The 17,771-nt window shown below is 67.5% G+C and carries 14 protein-coding genes and 1 pseudogene; 4 read left to right on the plus strand and 11 right to left on the minus strand.

Annotation, left to right across the window (positions count from 1 at the left end):
- Positions 1-212: 212 nt before the first annotated feature.
- Positions 213-3,869 carry a vitamin B12-dependent ribonucleotide reductase gene (locus VNS22_RS19910; RefSeq protein WP_325735521.1) on the minus strand — a complete coding sequence of 1,219 codons (3,657 nt, stop codon included), beginning with the start codon at positions 3,867-3,869 and terminating at the stop codon, positions 213-215.
- 669 nt (positions 3,870-4,538) lie between these two features.
- On the opposite strand from VNS22_RS19910, the gene VNS22_RS19915 reads away from it, so the two are divergent.
- On the plus strand, positions 4,539-4,931 hold the full coding sequence (locus tag VNS22_RS19915) for an NADH:ubiquinone oxidoreductase subunit NDUFA12 (protein WP_235031177.1): 393 nt from the start codon (positions 4,539-4,541) through the stop codon (positions 4,929-4,931).
- A 95-nt stretch (positions 4,932-5,026) separates the two neighbouring features.
- On the opposite strand, the gene VNS22_RS19920 is transcribed toward VNS22_RS19915, so the two are convergent.
- A complete protein-coding gene (locus VNS22_RS19920) occupies positions 5,027-6,040 on the minus strand; it encodes a zinc-dependent alcohol dehydrogenase family protein (RefSeq protein ID WP_325735525.1) in 1,014 nt (337 codons plus the stop codon).
- A gap of 189 nt (positions 6,041-6,229) precedes the next feature.
- On the opposite strand from VNS22_RS19920, the gene VNS22_RS19925 reads away from it, so the two are divergent.
- Positions 6,230-7,153, plus strand: a complete 924-nt coding sequence (locus VNS22_RS19925; protein WP_325735526.1) for a LysR family transcriptional regulator — start codon at positions 6,230-6,232, stop codon at positions 7,151-7,153.
- A 125-nt stretch (positions 7,154-7,278) separates the two neighbouring features.
- Here VNS22_RS19925 and VNS22_RS19930 read toward each other — a convergent pair.
- From VNS22_RS19930 to VNS22_RS19945, 4 genes and pseudogenes are all read right to left on the minus strand, one after another.
- Positions 7,279-7,404, minus strand: a pseudogene (locus VNS22_RS19930) (IS5/IS1182 family transposase); the annotation flags it as partial.
- Positions 7,405-7,754: 350 nt separating this feature from the next.
- On the minus strand, positions 7,755-8,420 hold the full coding sequence (locus VNS22_RS19935; protein WP_325735528.1) for a DsbA family protein: 666 nt from the start codon (positions 8,418-8,420) through the stop codon (positions 7,755-7,757).
- A 49-nt stretch (positions 8,421-8,469) separates the two neighbouring features.
- Positions 8,470-8,943: a VOC family protein gene (locus tag VNS22_RS19940; protein ID WP_325735530.1), complete on the minus strand. Its 474-nt coding sequence runs from the start codon at positions 8,941-8,943 to the stop codon at positions 8,470-8,472.
- Between the two features lie 51 nt (positions 8,944-8,994).
- Entirely contained in the window at positions 8,995-10,170 is a 1,176-nt protein-coding gene (locus VNS22_RS19945; RefSeq protein ID WP_325735532.1) for an FAD-binding oxidoreductase, read from the minus strand.
- A gap of 187 nt (positions 10,171-10,357) precedes the next feature.
- Between VNS22_RS19945 and VNS22_RS19950 the strand changes: the two genes are divergently transcribed.
- Positions 10,358-11,881, plus strand: a complete 1,524-nt coding sequence (locus VNS22_RS19950) for a trimethylamine methyltransferase family protein (RefSeq protein ID WP_325735546.1) — start codon at positions 10,358-10,360, stop codon at positions 11,879-11,881.
- On the opposite strand, the gene VNS22_RS19955 is transcribed toward VNS22_RS19950, so the two are convergent.
- The 3 genes from VNS22_RS19955 to VNS22_RS19965 all read right to left on the minus strand — a co-directional run bounded on the left by VNS22_RS19955 (position 11,838) and on the right by VNS22_RS19965 (position 15,589).
- Positions 11,838-13,133 carry an MFS transporter gene (locus VNS22_RS19955; RefSeq protein ID WP_325735534.1) on the minus strand — a complete coding sequence of 432 codons (1,296 nt, stop codon included), beginning with the start codon at positions 13,131-13,133 and terminating at the stop codon, positions 11,838-11,840. The two genes, VNS22_RS19950 and VNS22_RS19955, sit on opposite strands and share 44 nt — an antisense overlap.
- A 108-nt stretch (positions 13,134-13,241) precedes the next feature.
- Positions 13,242-14,234 carry a serine hydrolase gene (locus VNS22_RS19960; protein WP_325735535.1) on the minus strand — a complete coding sequence of 331 codons (993 nt, stop codon included), beginning with the start codon at positions 14,232-14,234 and terminating at the stop codon, positions 13,242-13,244.
- A 341-nt stretch (positions 14,235-14,575) separates the two neighbouring features.
- Positions 14,576-15,589: a serine hydrolase gene (locus VNS22_RS19965; RefSeq protein WP_325735537.1), complete on the minus strand. Its 1,014-nt coding sequence runs from the start codon at positions 15,587-15,589 to the stop codon at positions 14,576-14,578.
- Positions 15,590-15,773: 184 nt separating this feature from the next.
- Between VNS22_RS19965 and VNS22_RS19970 the strand changes: the two genes are divergently transcribed.
- A complete protein-coding gene (locus tag VNS22_RS19970) occupies positions 15,774-16,892 on the plus strand; it encodes a serine hydrolase domain-containing protein (RefSeq protein WP_325735539.1) in 1,119 nt (372 codons plus the stop codon).
- A 42-nt stretch (positions 16,893-16,934) separates the two neighbouring features.
- Here VNS22_RS19970 and VNS22_RS19975 read toward each other — a convergent pair whose 3' ends face one another.
- Both VNS22_RS19975 and VNS22_RS19980 read right to left on the minus strand, forming a co-directional pair.
- Positions 16,935-17,459 (minus strand): ferritin-like domain-containing protein, encoded by a 525-nt coding sequence (locus VNS22_RS19975; RefSeq protein WP_325735541.1) that lies wholly within the window; start codon positions 17,457-17,459, stop codon positions 16,935-16,937.
- Between the two features lie 54 nt (positions 17,460-17,513).
- A partial coding sequence (locus VNS22_RS19980) for a DUF892 family protein (protein WP_325735544.1) occupies positions 17,514-17,771 on the minus strand: 258 nt, incomplete at its 5' end.

A 17,771-nucleotide genomic window follows, 5' to 3' on the forward strand; every position in this document is an offset into this window, starting at 1 on the left:
AGAAATTCATTAGTTCGGGAACGCAGGTTTTGGAGGAGAAGTTTCTGCATTCGTGGGCAATGAAAGTAGGGCTGCTGCGGCTACCACTCAGTATACAAATATGAATGCGAGCGCGCTCAACATCGAATCCGAGAACTGACAATGCAGCCTCCTTATCCATATCTATAGGCCGGCGCTCCCCTTCCAGGGAGCGCCACACGCTATTGTCGATATCAGCTGCAGCCCGTCGTCGACCCGCAGGTGTCGCACTTCAGGCAGGTGCCGTTGCGCACCAGCGTGAAGTGGCCGCAGCTCGGGCAGGGGTCGCCCTCGTAGCCCTTCAGCCGCGCCATCTGCGCCTTCTGGATCCGCTCGGCCTCGGCCTGGCGGGCGGGGTCGGCGGCGGTGGTCTTCGGGCGTTCCAGGACGGCGGTGTCGCCGGCACGGCTGTCGGCGTAGGCGGTGGGGGCGGGGGTGGTGCCGCCGTTGCCGTTGCCGTTGCCGTGGTGGTGGCCGTTGCCGTTACCGCCGGCGAGCAGGCGCAGGTTGCCGCGGACGAAGCCGACGCTGGCGTACTTCTTGACCTCTTCCTCCTCGTCGACCAGCTCGCCTTCCTTGGTGCCCTTGCCGATCGCGTCGTGGCGCAGGTCGGCGGGGTCGACCGAGGCGAGATCGGTGCGGTCGAGATAGGAGATGGCGAGCTCGCGGAAGATGTAGTCGAGGACCGAGGTCGCCATCTTGATCGTGTCGTTGCCCTGGACGGGGCCCGACGGGTCGAAGCGGGTGAAGCTGAAGGCCTCCACCAGCTCCTCCAGCGGCACGCCGTACTGCAGGCCGATCGAGACGGCGATGGCGAAGCTGTTCATCAGGCTCCGGAAGGCAGCACCTTCCTTGTGCATGTCGATGAAGATCTCGCCGAGCTTGCCGTCCTCGTACTCGCCGGTGCGCAGATAGACCTTGTGGCCGCCGACCACCGCCTTCTGGGTGTAGCCCTTGCGGCGGGTGGGCAGCTTCTTGCGGCCGGCCACGTGGCGCTCGACGATCTTCTCGACGACGTTGACCACGCGCTGCGGGATGGGGGCGTGCTCGTCCTCGTCGTCCTCGATGTCGTCGAGGGCGATCGAGGAGAGCGGCTGGGAGAGCTTGGAGCCGTCGCGGTAGAGGGCCAGGGCCTTGAGGCCGAGGCGCCAGCCGAGGAGATAAGCGTCCGAGCAGTCCTCCACCGAGGCGGTGGCCGGCATGTTGATGGTCTTGGAGATCGCACCGGAGATGAAGGGCTGGGCGGCCGCCATCATCCGGATGTGGCTCTCGGTGGAGAGGTAGCGCTTGCCCTTGCGGCCGCACGGGTTGGCGCAGTCGAACACCGGCAGGTGCTGGTCCTGCAGGTGCGGGGCACCCTCCACGGTCATGGCACCGCAGACGAAGGTGTTGGCGGCCTCGACCTCGTCGCGGTTGAAGCCCAGCGCCTTGAACATGTCGAACTTGAAGTCGTTCAGCTGCTCGTCGGTGAGCTTCAGCACCTCCTTGCAGAAGGCCTCGCCCAGCGTGAACTTGTTGAACACGTAGCGGATGTCGAAGGCGGACGGCAGGGCCTGCTCGAGCTTCGTCAGCACGTCGGGGGTGAAGCCGCGCGCGGCCAGGGTCTCGTGGTTGATCGCGGGCGAGCCCTTGAGCGTGCCGTGGCCCACCGCGTAGCGGATGATGTCCTCGATCTGCTCAGGCGTGTAGCCGAGCGTCTTCAGGGCTTCCGGTGCCATGCGGTTGATGATCTTGAAGTAGCCGCCGCCGGCCAGCTTCTTGAACTTCACGAGAGCAAAGTCCGGCTCGATGCCGGTGGTGTCGCAGTCCATCACCAGGCCGATCGTGCCGGTGGGGGCGATCACCGAGACCTGGGCGTTGCGCACGCCGGCCTCGGTGGCGGTGGCGACGGCCTTGTCCCAGGCGGCGCGGGCGGCTTCCACGATCAAAGGCTGCGGGCAGGACGCGGCGTCCAGCGGGACCGGGTTGATGTGCAGGTCCTCGTAGCCGCTGGCCTTGGACCAGGCGGCGGCCTGGTGGTTGCGCAGGACGCGCAGCGTGGCGTCGCGGTTCTCCGGGTAGCCCGGGAACGGGCCCTGCTCCTTGGCCATCTCGGCCGAGACCAGATAGGCCTCGCCGGTCATGAGTGCGGTGATGGCGCCGCAGAGCGCCCGGCCCTCGGGGCTGTCATAGGAGAAGCCGGACGCCATGAGCAGGCCGCCGAGATTGGCGAAGCCCAGGCCCAGGGTGCGGAACTTCCAGGACAGCTCGGCGATGGTCCGCGAGGGGAACTGCGCCATCATCACGGAGATCTCGAGGACGATCGTCCACAGGCGCACGGCGTGGCGGAAGCCGGCCACGTCGAACGTGCCGTCGGCCTGCTTGAAGGTCATCAGGTTCAAGGACGCCAGGTTGCAGGCGGTGTCGTCCAGGAACATGTACTCGGAGCAGGGGTTGGACGCGTTGATCCGTCCGCTGGCCGGACAGGTGTGCCAGTCGTTGATGGTGGTGTCGTACTGGATGCCGGGATCGGCCGAGGCCCAGGCGGCCAGGCTGATCTTGTCCCAGAGGTCCTTGGCCTGGACGGTCTTCTTGACCTTGCCGTCGGTGCGGCGGGTCAGCGGCCACTCCGCACCCGCCTGGACCTTGGCCAGGAACTCGTCGGTGACCCGCACCGAGTTGTTGGAGTTCTGGCCCGAGACCGTGACATAGGCCTCGCTGTCCCAGTCGGCGCGATAGGTCGGCACGTCGATCTGGCGGAAGCCCTGGCGGGCGAACAGGATCGCCTGCTGCATGGCACCGGGCGGCAGCGCCGCCTTCTTGGCGTCGCGCACGGCCTTGCGCAGGGCCGGGTTCTCGTGCGGGTCGAACCGGTCCTTGCCGGCGAAGCTCTCGTCGTGGCAGGCGGACAGGATCGCCTGGACGTGGGTGCGCAGGAGCTGCGAGCCGGCGACCAGGGCGGCCACCTTCTGCTCCTCGACCACCTTCCACATCACGTATTCTTCGATGTCGGGATGGTCGACGTCGACCGTGACCATCTTGGCGGCGCGGCGCGTGGTGCCGCCGGACTTGATGGCGCCGGCCGCGCGGTCGCCGATCTTGAGGAAGCTCATCAGGCCGGACGACTTGCCGCCGCCGGACAAGGGCTCGTTGACGCCGCGCAGGCGGGAGAAGTTGGTGCCGGTGCCGGAGCCGTACTTGAACAGGCGCGCCTCGCGGATCCACAGATCCATGATGCCACCCTCGTTCACCAGGTCGTCGTTGATCGACTGGATGAAGCAGGCATGGGGCTGCGGCCGCTCATAGGCGGACGACGAGGCCGAGACCTGGCCGGTCTTGTGGTCGACCCAGAAATGGCCCTGGGCCGGGCCGTCGATGCCATAGGCCCAGTGCAGGCCGGTGTTGAACCATTGCGGCGAGTTGGGGGCGGCCATCTGATTGGCCAGCATGAAGCGCAGCTCGTCGAAGAAGGCGCGGGCGTCCTCCTCCCCATCGAAATAGCCGCCCTTCCAGCCCCAATAGGTCCAGGTGCCGGCCAGCCGGTCGAACACCTGCTTGGCGGAATGCTCGCCGACCGTGCGCTCGTGCGCGGGCAGCTCGGCCAGCGACGGGTCGGGGAGGTGGCGCTGCAGCCAGGCCGGGACGCCCTTCTCCTTGGCGGTCACCAGCCTGGCCGGCACGCCAGCCTTGCGGAAATATTTCTGGGCGAGCACGTCGACGGCGACCTGCGACCAGGCAGCCGGCACCTCGGCGTCGTCCAGGCGGAACACCACCGAGCCGTCGGGGTTGCGGATCTCCGACACCGCGGAACGCCATTCGATCCGGGCATACGGGTCCTGGCCAGCCTCGGTGAAAGAGCGTTCGATCCGCATGTTCCGTTCTCCCGGTCGCTGTTCTCGCACCAGCGAGAGTGTTCCTGCTCTGTTCCTGCGGCAAGCCCGATCTCATCCAGGCTTATCCACAGGACGTGCACCGTCGCTTCCCTGACCAGAAGGGCAGGGCGGCATCAGCCGTCACTGACGGTGCTCAATGGTTCCTGATCGTCTGCCGATCCTACGGCCCGCAGGACGTTCTCTCAATCGGCAGTCGTAATTCATCCACAAGAAATTTGCGTTCTGCGCGACATCGCCTGGATTCCGTAGCGCTTTCGTCACGCTGGCAGCGCCTTGCTGCGATCCGGAACCCCAGACGTAGGGGCATTTACGCGTCTTGCCCCTAGATATAGTCCATTTGGCGTCCGTCGGCAACGTCATCCAGTGCCGCATCAGCACCCGATTCGAGTCGCGATCAGGCGATGGGGCAGGGGATTGATGCGAAGAGTTGGCGAGACTGATCAGGGTTCCCTGGATACGGCGATCAATCTCCGCTCAAATCAGGCGGCATCAGTCTTCTCGCTCAATCCACAGGAATATCGTCCGAAGGGAATTGCCGGAACCGGGGATCTGGACATTTGCCGTCCGTGGCAGCACATGTCCCGCCGGATACCGGCACGGCCGGAGCCCGTCCATCCCGGGGGCTCCGATTTTCCGCGGAGTGCGACCTTGCTGAAGTGGCTGAGCTTCAACGCCCTGGGGACCTGGCTCACGACCCGATTCCGGGGCGAGCTGGTCGGTCAGGACGAGTTGGGCAATCGCTACTACCGCAGTCGGGAGAAGGGCCTGAACGCGCAGGACTGGCGGGCCGAGCGGCGCTGGGTGGTCTATCCGGACGGCGTCGAGCCGGAGCCGACCCTGGTGCCGCCCGGCTGGAGCGGCTGGCTGCACAAGCGCTTCGAGCACCCGCCCACCGTGGCGCCGCTCCAGGTCAAGCCCTGGGAGAAGCCGGCCCTGCCGAACCTGACCGGCACGCCCTATGCCTATGTCCCGCCCGGCAGCGAGCGCGGCCGCGGCCAGCGCGACCGGGCCACCGGCGACTACGAGGCCTGGACGCCGTAGAGGCCGGTACGGCCTGACCTGGAGCCCATCGCGGTCTTGCCGAGTGGAACGAGGGGCCACCAGCGCTGGAAGCTGCCGGTTAGCCCTGCTGTGTGTCAGGCGGCCTGCTCGATGAAGGGCAAGGCAAGCGCCTCGCCCGCCACGTCGATCGCGACCTTGCCGCGCAGACCCCGCGCGGTGCCGTTCTCCAGAAGGTCGTGCGCCTCCCCCATCCGTGCCAGCGGTAGCGTCGCTCCGATCACAGGCTTCACCAGCCCACGCTCGACCAGACGTGTGAGCCCATCGAGCTTGCCGCGGTTCTGGCGGGTGAACACGAAGTGGTACGCAGCGTTCTTCCCCCAGGCCTCGACGAGGTTCTGCGGCTGGGCGATGTCGACGAGACTGACGACACGCCCGAAGGCGGCAAGGGCCAGGGGACTTCTGGTGAGCGCGTCCCCGCCAATGGTGTCGAAGACGACGTTGACGCCCGCTCCCCCGGTCAGCCGGGAGACACCTTCCACATAGTCCTCAGCGGTGAAGTCGATCGCGTCGTCGGCCCCGAGCGAGCGCACGAAGTCGTGGTCGCGGGCGCGCGCCGTCGTGATCACCCGCGCGCCGATCGCCTTGGCGAACTGGACCGCGATCGTACCCACACCGCCGGCCCCGCCGTGGATGAGGACCGTCTCGCCGAGGCTCAACTGTGCGCGTTGGACGAACGCCTCCCAGATCGTGCCGCCGACGAGCGTCAAGCTCGCGGCCTCGAGATGGGTGAGGTTCCGGGGCTTGCGGCCGACGAGGTCGACGTCGGCAACATGCTGCTCGGCATATGAGCCGGCGCCACCGAAGATCTTTGGCGTGTAGTAGACCTCGTCGCCCGCAGCGAACTCGTCGACCTCGGATCCGACCTCCTCGACGACACCCGAGATGTCATGGCCGATAATGGCGGGCAGCGGCACGTAATCCGTGTAGTCGCCGCGGCGGATCTGGTAATCGAGCGGATTGACGGCAGTGGCGTGCACACGCACCCGCACCTGGCGTGAACCGACCTCCGGCACCGGCACCTCGCGCAGCTCGAACGCATCCGGACCGCCGAAGCGGGTGAGGACGACTGCCTTCATGGTCTTGGTCATACAGATCTCCTTTCGGGTTCCAGCGGCATAGGCGGGCTCGATGACCCGTGGTGACTTGCCCGAAGCCAGGGCCGGCTGATTGGCTGACCGACCCGTTGCCGATCTCTGTACCTAACTGACTTCTGACGATTGCCGTTGGTAGCGGCTCAGCTCTAGGATCAGTTTCAAGGAGCCGTTGAAAGCGATGCGATGAACATCGACGACTTGCATCTGTTCGTGCGCATCGCTCAGCTTCGGAGCATCAGCTCTGCTGCCCGCGATCTGGGCTTCACTCCGGCAGGCGCGAGCGCCAGACTGGCGGCGCTCGAGAGAAAGCTCGGGGCCAGGCTTCTGCACCGAACGACGCGGCAGGCGACCTTGACCGAGGACGGCCTCGCCTTCCTGCCGCATGCAGAGCAGGTCGTACTCGCAGCGGAATATGCCCGAGCGGCGCTCGGGCGGGAGCAGGCCGCGCCGCGCGGCACCCTACGGGTAGCGGCTCCGGCTTCGTTCGCGCGCCTGCATATCGTACCGGGCCTGCCTGACTTCTGCGGCCATTATCCCGATCTGGCCCTGGACCTGCGCATCTCCGACAGCATTGTCGATCTCGTCGAAGGCGCCTTCGATGTAGCGGTTCGCTATGCCGAGCTCAGCGACTCGTCCTTCGTCGCGCGGCGGCTCGCTCCAGATCAACGGGTGCTGGTTGCATCGCCCGCGTACATCGAGCGGCGCGGGCGGCCGAACACGCCTGACGACCTCGCCGACCATGCCTGCCTCGTCGTCGGTACGCTCGATCTCTGGACGTTTCGAGGCAAGGGCGGGGAGCTGATCGAGCGGCGTATCACGCCGCACCTTCGGATCAACGACGGAACTGCCGTGCGCGACGCGGCCTGTGCGGGACTGGGAATCGCGCTGATGGCGACTTGGTGCGCCGCGGACGAGCTGAGATCTGGTGCCCTCGTACCGGCTCTTCCCGAGTACACCCCCGTCTCGACACAGACACTTTGGGCACTCTACCCAAGTTCGCGCGAGCTGGCGCCGAAGGTGAGGGTCTTCGTCGACTGGCTCGCCGACCGATTTGGACAACAACCATACTGGGATAGAGGATTAGATAGATTCTTAGGAAGTAGTTGATGACCGAGCTGCTGAGCCGACGCTGCAGGAAATCTGCAAGGATTGCGGCCGGTTCCTCGTCCGTGCTGCCGCATGCAGCGGCAACATTCCGCTATTCCGAAGATTTAGAGTTTCCAACTGAGCCATCATTTGAGGAACTTGAGGCGGATCAGGCTGGCAGCGAGCAGGTGGAAGCCGGTGACGATGTCGAGGCGCCGCTCGTAGCGGACGGTGAGCCTGCGGAACCGGCTGAACCGGGCCGAGGTGCGCTCAGGCGGCAGCAGAGGCGCAACGGCCTGCCACAGCTCATCGGAAACCAGCCGTGCAATCATGCCGGCCAACAGCCGCCGGACCACCAAGTTTCGTCTTGATAGGAACTCTTAGTAAACTGGCATAGCCAGAAGTCTTCGACGAGCTCACTGCGTCATCCGATCGGCGGTGCCAGACTGTTCGTGGCGACAATGACATGGTTGCCCGAATGAACAAATGGCTCGAGGCGCAAAGCAATTCGGTCGGCCTGTTCGATGTGGACTGTGTCGGGAGGGAATACTACAAGCATGACATGCTGGCAGTGCTGCCGGACCATGACGATCCTTTCTCGGACCGCCTGAGCGAAGAACCGTCAGGCGCAGCCGGACAGGGGGCGGGCGGGAGATGCCGGTGCCAGGGCTGCCCGGCCGAGCGCCAGATCGGCGAACACGGCGATGCTCTCGATCGGCTGGCAGCCCACCAGCGCGTCGCCATGGCGGTCCAGGATCACCGGCACGGCTCCCACCGCCGAGACCGGCAAGGGGATGACCGGCAATTCACCGCCGTCGGCCGGCACCCCGGCCTCGGCCGCGATCTTGTCCAGCACGTCCGGATCGCCGATGTCGCGGCCTTCGCTGAAGAAGGCCTGGAAGATCCGGTCGACCACGACGGTGCCGCGGCCGCTGCGGGCCGCGGCCGCCACCAGCCGGTGCGCGGCGCTGGTGTTCGGCTGGAGCCGGATCGCTGCCAGGTCGAACGGGATCTGCTCGGCCGCCGCGGCGGCGCGGATCCGCTGCAGGCCGGCCTCGGCCGCGACGGCACCGCCATGGCGGCGGGTCAGCCAGGCCCGGTAGCCGGTGCCGCGCGGCGGCAGGGTCGGGTCGATCTGGAAGGGCAGCCAGCACAGGCCGATGCCCCTGGGTGCCGTCACCTGGCGCAGCCGGTGCCAGGCCAGGCGGCACCAGGCGCAGGCGAAGTCGCCGGCAAAGCCCAGCCGGGCCGGCCCGCGGTCGCGATCCAGCACCAGGCCTAGCTGCATGGCGAGGCGCCCTGATCCGGCTGAGTGCCGCTGATGGCACGCTCAATCGTCATGGGCGGTTGTCCACAGGCTGTGGAGGGTCGGGTTCGGTGCCGGCTGTGGCATCCGGGCCACGCAGATCGGCCATGCCCCAGATGAGCGGGCTGGCGATCTCCAGGCTGTTGCCGGCCGGGTCGCGGAAATAGAAGGAGCGGCTGCCGCGCGGCCAGGCCTGCTCGTGCTCGATCCGCACGCCCTGGCGCTCCAGCCGCTCTTTCCAGCCATCCAGTTCCCGTTCCGGTACGGCGAAGCAGGCATGGCCGGATCCGGCCGCGCCATGGGCCGGCAACACGTCGTTGGCGCGGGCCGCCTCGGCCCGGAACAGGAGCAGCATGGCGTCCTGCAGGCGGAAGAACACGAAGACGCCGTCCTTGCGGCTGTCGACCTGCAGACCCAGCACGTCGCGATAGAAATGCTCCGCCGCCTCGAGGTCGTCGGCATAGAGCACCGTCTCCAGAATGCGGTCGAGCCTGAAGCTGGTCACCGCCATCCTCCCGCTGGCTTCGTTGCCTGGTTATCTAGGGTGGCCCCATGCTCAGATCACCGCCTGCTCCACCAGCGGGCGGTTCTCCGCCAGGCGGGTGGGCGAGAGATCCGACAGGTCCAGGCTCTGGTAAGAGCCATGGACGATGAGCTCGGCCAAGCCGCGGCCGACTGCGGGTGCCTGCTGGATGCCGTGGCCCGAAAAGCCGGTGGCGGCATACAGGTTCGTGAAGCCCGGCCACCGGCCGACCAGGCCGTTATGGTCGACCGTGTTCATCTCGTAGTAGCCGGCCCAGGAACTCATGACCTTCAGCCGCTCCAGGCTCGGGATCCGTTCGGCCAGGGCCGGCCAGAGCTTTTCCTCGAAGCTGTCATGGTCGACCTCGAGCGGCAGGTCGTCCGGATCCGGCTCGCCGGCCAGCGGCGACATGCCGGACAGGTAGTAGCGGCCCTCCGGGCGGAGCCAGAAGCCGGACGGGTCGATCAGGAGCGGGCAGGGCTCGAGGGGCTCGGGCGTGTCCAGCACGAACACCGAGCGCCGCCGGCCGCGCACGGGGATGTCGATGCCGAGCTTCAGGCCGACCTGCCCGGACCAGGGGCCGGATGCCACCACCAGGGCGTCGCAGGGGATCGTGCTGCCGTCGCCGAGCAGGGCGGCGCCGACCCGCTCGCCGTCCCGGACGAAATCCTGGACCTCGCCATGCAGGAAGCGGGCGCCATCGGCGATGGCCCGCCTGCGGAAGGCCTGGAGCAGGCCGTAGCCGTCGAACCAGCCCTCCTCGGCGAGGCCCAGCGAACCGAGCGCGATGCCTTCGGTGGACAGCCAGGGGAACCGTGCGCGCAGGGCTTCGGGCTCGAGCAGCGCCACCTGGACGCCTTCCGCCCGCTGCAGCGCGTGCACCGCGCGCATGGCGGGCTCGGCGGCCGGCGGTGCCAGGAACAGATAGCCGCCATCGCGCAGGCCGATCTCCGGCAACTCGCCATCCACGGCCAGGTGGCGATGGGCCGCCTTCAGGAAGGCATAGCCGAAGGCGCCGATCGCCATGTTGACCGGCTGGGAGAACTGGCGGCGGATCGAGGAGGCGGACAGGGCCGAGGAGGCCTCCCGGTAGGTGGGATCGCGCTCGACCACCACGACCTCGCGCTCAGGCTCGATCCGGCGCAGGAAGGCCGCGACCGCCGATCCGATCGCGCCGCCGCCGACGATCACCACCCTGCCTGCGTCCATGCCAAGCCCCGCCCTGCACCCGAGGCGTTTCCCTTGGACCCTTGAGCCCAGTGGCCGCAAGTGCGGTCGTGATCGCCGTCTTGTCGGAGTGGGTCAATTGGCTGGCGCAGGTGGGACAAGCCAAGCGCTTGCGGCTGTCCTACTGTCCGCTGCGTCGGTCGTCCGGAGGAGGCGGGTCGTGAGCACGATGGCGGAAGGCAGGCGGGGCGGCCGGAGTGCCAGGCGCGCCGAGCGCATGTCGATGCGGGTCACCAGTCTGCCGACGCTCAAGCGGCGGACCCCTCTCTACGAGGTCCTCAACGACGAGGGCCTGGAACTGATCCACGACGGCTCCTGCCGGATCCTGGAAGAGATCGGCATCGACTTCCGTGACGCCGAGGCGCTGGCGCTTTGGAAGGATGCCGGTGCGGACGTGCAGGGCTGGCGGGTCCACATTCCGCGCGAACTGCTGATGTCGCTTCTGGCGAAGGTGCCGGGCCAGTTCACGCTCACCGCGCGCAATGCCGAGCGCTCGGTGACGGTCGGCGGCAACAACGTGATCTTCCTGCCCACCTACGGCTCGCCGTTCGTGCGCATGGAGGACGATGTCCGCCGCTACGGCACGATGGCGGATCTCGAGCGCTTCCACCGGCTGGCCTATATGAGCCCGGCCATCCACAACACCGGGCTGGTGATCTGCGAGCCCACCGACATCCCGGTGTCCAAGCGGCATCTGCACATCGTCCGCTCGCTCATCACGAACAGTGATAAGTCGTTCATGGGCCCGGTGACCGCACCGGAACGCGCCCAGGATGCGGTCGAGATGGCGAAGATCCTGTTCGGCGAGAATTTCCTGCCCGACCATCCGGTGATGGTGTCGCTCGCCAACTGCAACTCGCCACTGGTCTGGGACGAGACCATGCTGGGAGCGCTCAAGGTCTATGCCCGGGCCGGCCAGCCGGTGATCTGCGCGCCGTTCACCCTGGCCGGCGCCAACACGCCCGCCTCGGCAGTGGCGACCGTGGCCGAGCTGAACGCCGAGGCGATCTCGGCCCTGGCCTTCACCCAGCTGGTCCGCCCTGGCTGCCCGATGGTCTATGGCCATTTCCTGGCGGCGGTCTCGATGAAGTCCGGGGCGCCGATGGCCGGCACCTCCGAGTTGGCGCTGATGAACCTGATGATCGGCCAGCTCGCGCGCAAATACGGCGTGCCGTTCCGCTCGTCGGGCATGCTGACCGGCTCGAAGGTGACCGATGCCCAGGCGGGCTACGAGAGCGCCTTCAACATGTTCCCGATCATGCTGGCCGGTGCGCACCTGATCATGCACACCGCCGGCTGGACCGAGGCGGGCCTGTGCGCGTCGCTCGCCAAGTTCGCCCTCGATGCCGAGCAGATGGAGATGCTCTACAAGTTCGCGCAGGGGCCGCAGTTCGGCGATTTCGACGAGGCGATGGCCAGCATCAGGGACGTGGGCCCGGGCGGGCACTTCCTCGGCACGGCGCACACCCAGGCCAATTTCCAGACCGCCTTCTTCATGCCGGAGCTGATGGACAACAACAGCTTCGAGCAATGGTCGCTGGAGGGCGCAAAGACGGCCGAGGCGCGCGGCGTCGAGGCGGCGGTCAGGAAGCTCGCCGCCTTCGAGCCGCCGCCGATCGACCCGGGCGTGGTCGAGGCGCTGGACGAGTTCATCGCGAAGCGCGAGGCGGTGCTTCCGGATACATTGACCTGACCGGGGTCACCGGGCCGTTCTGCAGGAGGGTCGGCCAGGCGAGCGTGCAGGCCAGCACCGCCACCAGGCCGATGCCGGCGACCAGGACGACGGCGGTGCTGCCATCCAGCCAGCTCGCCGCCAGCCCGAACTGCAAAAAGCCGAAGGGTGCCAGCCCCATCGCACCCACCAGGATGCCGAGTGCCCGGCCGCGCAGATGCGATTCGGCACCCTGGAGGATCAGCACCATCTGCATGGTGCCGAAACAGGCCATGCCCACCCCGGCGAGCGCCGTGCAGGCCGCGGCGGTCCAGGGCGTGGTGGTGAAGCCGAACAGCACGACCGCGGCCAGGAACAGGAGCGTGCCCAGGCTGTAGATGCGCCGGAACCAGTGCGGGGGTGCCGCCAGCGTGATGGCGATCGAGCCGATGAAGGCGCCGGCACCCTCCGCGGAGACCAGCAGGCCGGTGCCGACCGGACCCAGCTTCATGACCTCCAGGGCGATCACCGGTACCAGGGACATGTAGGGAAAGCCCCAGAGGTTCATGGCGGCGGTCACCATGACGGTTCCGATCAGGATCGGCGTGGTGCGCACATAGCGCCAGCCTTCCATCAGCGGGCCCAGGATCCGGATCGGCCCGGTCGCCTTCGCCTGCGCCTGGCTCGACGGCTTCACACCCAGGATCATGAGGAGTGCCAGCCCGTGCAGGATGAAGCCGGCGGCCAGCACCCCGGTGAAGCCGAGCGTCGCCACGAGGGCACCGCCCGTCGCCGGACCGATCATCCGGGTGAAGTTGCTGGTGAGCTGTTCCAGGCCCATGCTCGTGCCGACCCGGTCCATGCCGGCGGCCTCGGCCAGCAGGCCGCGCCGCATCGGCAGTTCGCCGGACCACAGCACGCCGCCCGCGATCGCCAGGCCGAAGGCCAGCGGCAGATGGGCCTCGCCGTCGCTGCTCCACCAGGTGCCGAGCGCCAGCAGGACGCAGATGGCGGACAGGCCGATCACCAGCAGCCTGCGCCGGTCCAGCCGGTCGGCCAGCGTGCCGGCGATGCTGCCGAACAGCAGGAGCGGCAGCATCCGGACGAACAGGACCAGCGCCACGGCGAGCGGCGAGGCCGTCCATTCCAGGACCAGCACCCCGAACGACAGGATGTCCAGCCAGCGCGCGCACTGGATGACCGCACCGGCACCCCACAGGCGCAGCACCTCGGGATCGCGCAGCAATGCCGCCGCTGCCGCCGGTCCAACCCGGCTGGCTCGTCCTTCCGTCACGATCGTCGACGCCTCCTTGATCGGAGGCGTCGCTAGCGCTTTGGCTCGCCCAGCGAAAGGGCCGTGTGGCCGCCCGCCGGTTCGCTTGGCGCCGCGCTGGCCGGGACGTCAGCCGAACAGGCGGGTGATCTCGGCCAGGATGGCGGTCACGCTCCCGGCATAGGCCGCCATCGCGGCCGGCACGCCCTCGTCCGGACCGTCCCAGTTGTAGGTGAAGCAGAAGGTCACCGGCAGCGGGGCAATGCCGGCGCGGCCCAGCACCATCTGGCCGGGCAGGCAGACGGCGTGGAAGCCCTGCCAGTCGACGCTGCCGCCCTTGCCGTAGGCGGCCACGCCGGGCGGCACGGTCAGTGCCAGGGCATTGGCCATGGTCTGGATCCGGCGGAACTCGGTGAGCGTGGCGGGCTTCGTGAAATAGTCGCCGCGCAGGGCGCGCCCGTAATAGGTCACCAGGTCATTGGCGGTGGCCATCATCGACTGGACCGGGTTGATCGCGTGCCGGGGCTTGCCGAAGAACCGGTCTTCCATGATCTGCTGCATGCCCTTCCAGCCCTTGTCGACGCCGTCCGGGGCGCCGGCCAGGTAGGAGAACATGACCCGGGTCGAATCCGGGACGAGCACGGAGGCATAGCGATGCTCGCGCAGGAAGGCGCGCACCGTCTCCGCACCCACCGCCTTGAACGCAATGTCAGTGGCGGTGTTGTCGCTGTGCGCGATCATGGCCTCCAGCACGCTGCGGGCGGGAAGCCGGCCATCCACGAGCTCCAGCACCGGGCTGCTCAGGCTGCGGACCCGATCGTCGACCGCGAAGCGCTCGTCCAGCGTGTGCGTGCCGCGCTCCACCTCCTGCAGGTAGCGGGTCAGGATGAAGGTCTTGATGGCGCTGCCGATGAACATCGGCCGGACCGCCTTGTAGGACTGGCGGAAGATCCGGCCGTTCTCGCCGACATCGATCCGGAAGCTCTTGCTGCCTTCCAGGGCGACGAAGCGGGCAATGGCCGCGCGCAGATCCGGGCGGTCCTGCGCTGCGGCCGGCAATGCCGCCAGCAGGCCGGCCGCAGGCAGACCGCCCAGGAGGGCACGGCGGTGGAAAATGGACATGCGGCGGCTTCCAGTATGGGCGAAGAAACGTACCGTTCACCCTAGCCGGACGGCACCACGAGAAGAACAGTGCACCACCGAATGACCACGGAATTCCATGGATTTCCATGGGTCGGCCGCTGGAATCGCGACCAGATGATCCTGAGAACAGATTACGCGATGCGCCGATCGTCCAGTCGATCTCGGCGAAACTGGCTCTGGCCAGGGGAAGCGATGGAAGCGCTTGGCCGCCGGACAGCCGGCGGCGTCAGCGAATCAGCATCGTATCAGCGTTGCTGATGCGAAATTGATAAACAGCCGGGCATGCGCCTGTCCGGGCTCGATCCGTCCCGGCATGGCGTTCAGCCGAACCTGCGCTCGACCTCGGCGAGCACCTTGGAAATGGCGGCGATGAACTCGGCGGTGACGGTCGGGATGGTCGAGTCCGGTCCCTCCCAGTTGACCACGAAGCAGAAGGTCACCGGCGTCTTGGGCTGGCCGCGCCGCGGTGGCGGCAGGATCATCTGGCCGGGGATGCAGAGTGCGTGGAACGTGCCCCAGTCGATGCTGCCGCCCTTGGCATAGGCGGCCAGATCCGGCGGGACGACCATGGCGATCGCATCCGCCATGGCCTGGATCCGCTTGAACTCGGTGAGGGTCGCGGGCTTCTTGAAGTACCGGCCGTTGAGTGCCCGGGTATAGTAGGCGACGAAGTCGTTCGGCGTGCTCAGCATCGATTCGACCGGGTTGATCGCATGGCGCGGCTCGCCGAACAGCCGCCCGGCCATGATCTCCTCCATGCCAGCCCAGCCCTTGTCGACCCCCGCCGGCGCACCGGCCAGGTAGGAGAACAGCCGACGGGTGGAATCGGGGACGACCGTGTTGCGCAGGCCGATCGCGCGGATCAGGGCGCGGACCCGGGCCGGGGTCACCTGCGCCATCGCCATGTCGGTGGCGGTGTTGTCGCTGTGCGAGATCATCGCCTCCAGCGCCATGCGGGCCGGCATCTCGCCGCTCATCCCGATCAGCACCGGGCTGCTCAGCGAGCGCACCCGGTCGTCGACGGGGAGCAGGGTATTCTCGTCGAGGAGCCCGTCCTCCACGTCCTGGAGGAACTTCGTCAGGATGAAGGTCTTCACCGCGCTGCCGACGAAGCGGACCGTGCCGCCCTTGTAGGAGGTGCGGAAGATCCGGCCATGCTCGCCGACGTCGATCTGGTAGCCCTTGCCGCCGGGCAGCTGGAGGAACTGCTTGAGCCCGGCAAGCAGCGCCGGGTGGTCGGCCAAGCCCGCGGCCGCGGCATTGCCGGCCGTCAAACCCATCCCGGCCAGCGCCAGTGCAGGCGCAGCCGAGATCAAAGTCCTTCGTGCGAACATGAAGTCCACTCCTGATCCAGTCAGATGAGCTTTGGCGCACTGTACAGGAGTGCGATGTGTCGTCTGGTGCGCACCATCGGTGCACTTGCTTTATCGATTCATCCATGGTGCTTCCATTGCAGGAAAACGCAAGCGGAAGCGGCGCACGGCCCAGTAGAACGGGCCGGACGGGGGTAGAGGATCAATGAGCCGTCGAGCCATCATGCTCCTGGCGATGGGCGTGCTGCTGTGCTGGCCGGGGCTGGCCGCAGCCGGGGAGCGCTTCTCCCGGGAAAACCTGAAGCTGGTCGACCGGATCATCGCCGAGGAGATGCGGGCGAAGAACCTGCCGAGCGTGGTGCTGGGCGTGTGGGTTCCGGGCGAGGGCCGCTACGTCACCAGCGTCGGCACGGCCGACCTCCGCAGCGGCCGCCGGCGGGAGCCCACCGAGCTGTTCCGGATCGCCAGCATCACCAAGACGGTGATCGCCACCGCGATCCTGCAGCTCGCCGACGAGGGCAGGCTCAGCAAGTGGGACCGGATCTCGAAATGGTTTCCCGACTTTCCCGGTGCGGAGCGGATCCGGGTCTATGACCTCCTGCGGATGCGCAGCGGCCTGGCCGATTCCGCGGACCATGCGTTCCTGCAGGAATACTACCGCAACCGGCTGACCACGCTCACGCCACGCGACATGATCGCCCGCGCGGCCAGGCGCGCGGACGAGTTCCAGCCGCCCAACGAGACGACGGTCTACAACAACCTGAACTACATGATGCTCGAGCAGATCCTGGAGAAGGTCACCGGCCGGCGTATCGACCGGCTGCTGGCCGACCGGATCTTCCGCCCGCTCGGCATGCGCAACTCCTTCTACCCGCAGGTGCCTTATCTCTATGGCCGGCTGCACGGCTACAGCCAGGACGAGGGGAGCGGCCGGCTCGTGGACGTGACGCTGCTCAACCCGGCACCGGCCGGGGGAGCGGGTGCGATCGTCTCGAACCTCACCGACCTGCACATCTGGGCGAAGGAGGTGTGCGGTGCCAGCCGCCTGCTCAAGCCTGCCACCCAGGCCGCGCGCCTGCGCACCCGTGCCTTCACCGGCGGCTCACCGCTCGCCCGCTACGGCGAGGGTGTCACCAAGCTCGGGCCGTTCTGCGGCCACAACGGCACGATCTTCGGCTTCAGCTCGGAAATGTGGTACCTGCCGCCGCTCAAGGCGGTGGTGGTCATCAACGTCAACCGCCTGGATGCGGACGACGAGAGCCAGTCGGGGGAACTGTTCCTCAAGCTGACCAAGGCACTGTTCCCCGACTACGTGCCGTGGTGAGGCCGGATCCGGGGAGCGGCCGGCGCTCCCCGGTTCGTATGCTTACTTGCGGCTCGAGGACTTGCCGCCCTCGCCCTTGGCCTGCTGGTTGGCGGCCTGCTCGGCGACTTTGGTCAGGAGCTCGTCGGCCTTCTTCTCTTCCTGGAGGGTCTGGTCGAGCAGCTGGGCCGCCTCGGTCAGGCCGAGCTGGCCGGCCCAGGTCTTGAGGGTGCCGTAGCGGGCGATCTCGTAATGCTCGAGCGCCTGGGCGCAGCCGATCAGGACGGCGTCGCCCGCCTGGGTGCCGCCGAAATCCTCCAGGTCCTCGTCCATCTCGGCGGTGAGCCCCTGGGCGGCCTCGCAGGTCTTGCCGCGCGCCGCCTTGCCCAGGATCTCGAAGATCTGGGTCAGCCGCTCGACCTGGTTGGTGCTTTCCTCGCGGTGCTGCTCCAGCACCTGCTTCAGCTCCGGCGACTGGGCGTTGCGCGCGGCCTTGCCGAGTGCCCGGACCGACTGCTTCTCGGCGTAGAACACGTCCTTCAGCGTCTCGTAGAACGCATCTTCGAGGGTCTTTTCCTTGGTCGCCATCGTCGTTCCTTGCCTGTGGTCGTGGATTCGGTGTGCCCGGCGGGTCTCGGGCTGTCAGTGGCTCGCCTGGGCGCCGGAGCCGGCCAGCGTCAGGTAGCGGTCGGTCACCGCGTCCAGGTGCTGCTCCACCCAGGCGGCCATCGACTGCTCTTCCTGGAGGGACTGCTCCAGCAGGGGCAGGGCAATGTTGAAGCCGCCACGCCTCGCCATGTTGATCAGCGCGCGGTAGCTCGCGACCTCGAAATTCTCGAACGCGAAGTTCGCGAACGAGTTCTTCAGGATCTCGTCGCCGGCCGCGGCATGGGTGAGGGC

This window comes from Geminicoccus sp., from assembly GCF_035556675.1.
GTDB lineage: Bacteria > Pseudomonadota > Alphaproteobacteria > Geminicoccales > Geminicoccaceae > Geminicoccus.

Excerpts from the sequence above, each read along its gene's own strand:
- VNS22_RS19925 (WP_325735526.1), top strand. The coding sequence starts at position 6,230 with ATGAACATCGACGACTTGCATCTGTTCGTGCGCATCGCTCAGCTTCGG.
- VNS22_RS19935 (WP_325735528.1), bottom strand. The coding sequence starts at position 8,420 with ATGCAGCTAGGCCTGGTGCTGGATCGCGACCGCGGGCCGGCCCGGCTG.
- VNS22_RS19945 (WP_325735532.1), bottom strand. The coding sequence starts at position 10,170 with ATGGACGCAGGCAGGGTGGTGATCGTCGGCGGCGGCGCGATCGGATCG.
- VNS22_RS19910 (WP_325735521.1), bottom strand. The coding sequence starts at position 3,869 with ATGCGGATCGAACGCTCTTTCACCGAGGCTGGCCAGGACCCGTATGCC.
- VNS22_RS19960 (WP_325735535.1), bottom strand. The coding sequence starts at position 14,234 with ATGTCCATTTTCCACCGCCGTGCCCTCCTGGGCGGTCTGCCTGCGGCC.
- VNS22_RS19920 (WP_325735525.1), bottom strand. The coding sequence starts at position 6,040 with ATGACCAAGACCATGAAGGCAGTCGTCCTCACCCGCTTCGGCGGTCCG.
- VNS22_RS19950 (WP_325735546.1), top strand. The coding sequence starts at position 10,358 with ATGGCGGAAGGCAGGCGGGGCGGCCGGAGTGCCAGGCGCGCCGAGCGC.
- VNS22_RS19965 (WP_325735537.1), bottom strand. The coding sequence starts at position 15,589 with ATGTTCGCACGAAGGACTTTGATCTCGGCTGCGCCTGCACTGGCGCTG.
- VNS22_RS19975 (WP_325735541.1), bottom strand. The coding sequence starts at position 17,459 with ATGGCGACCAAGGAAAAGACCCTCGAAGATGCGTTCTACGAGACGCTG.
- VNS22_RS19970 (WP_325735539.1), top strand. The coding sequence starts at position 15,774 with ATGAGCCGTCGAGCCATCATGCTCCTGGCGATGGGCGTGCTGCTGTGC.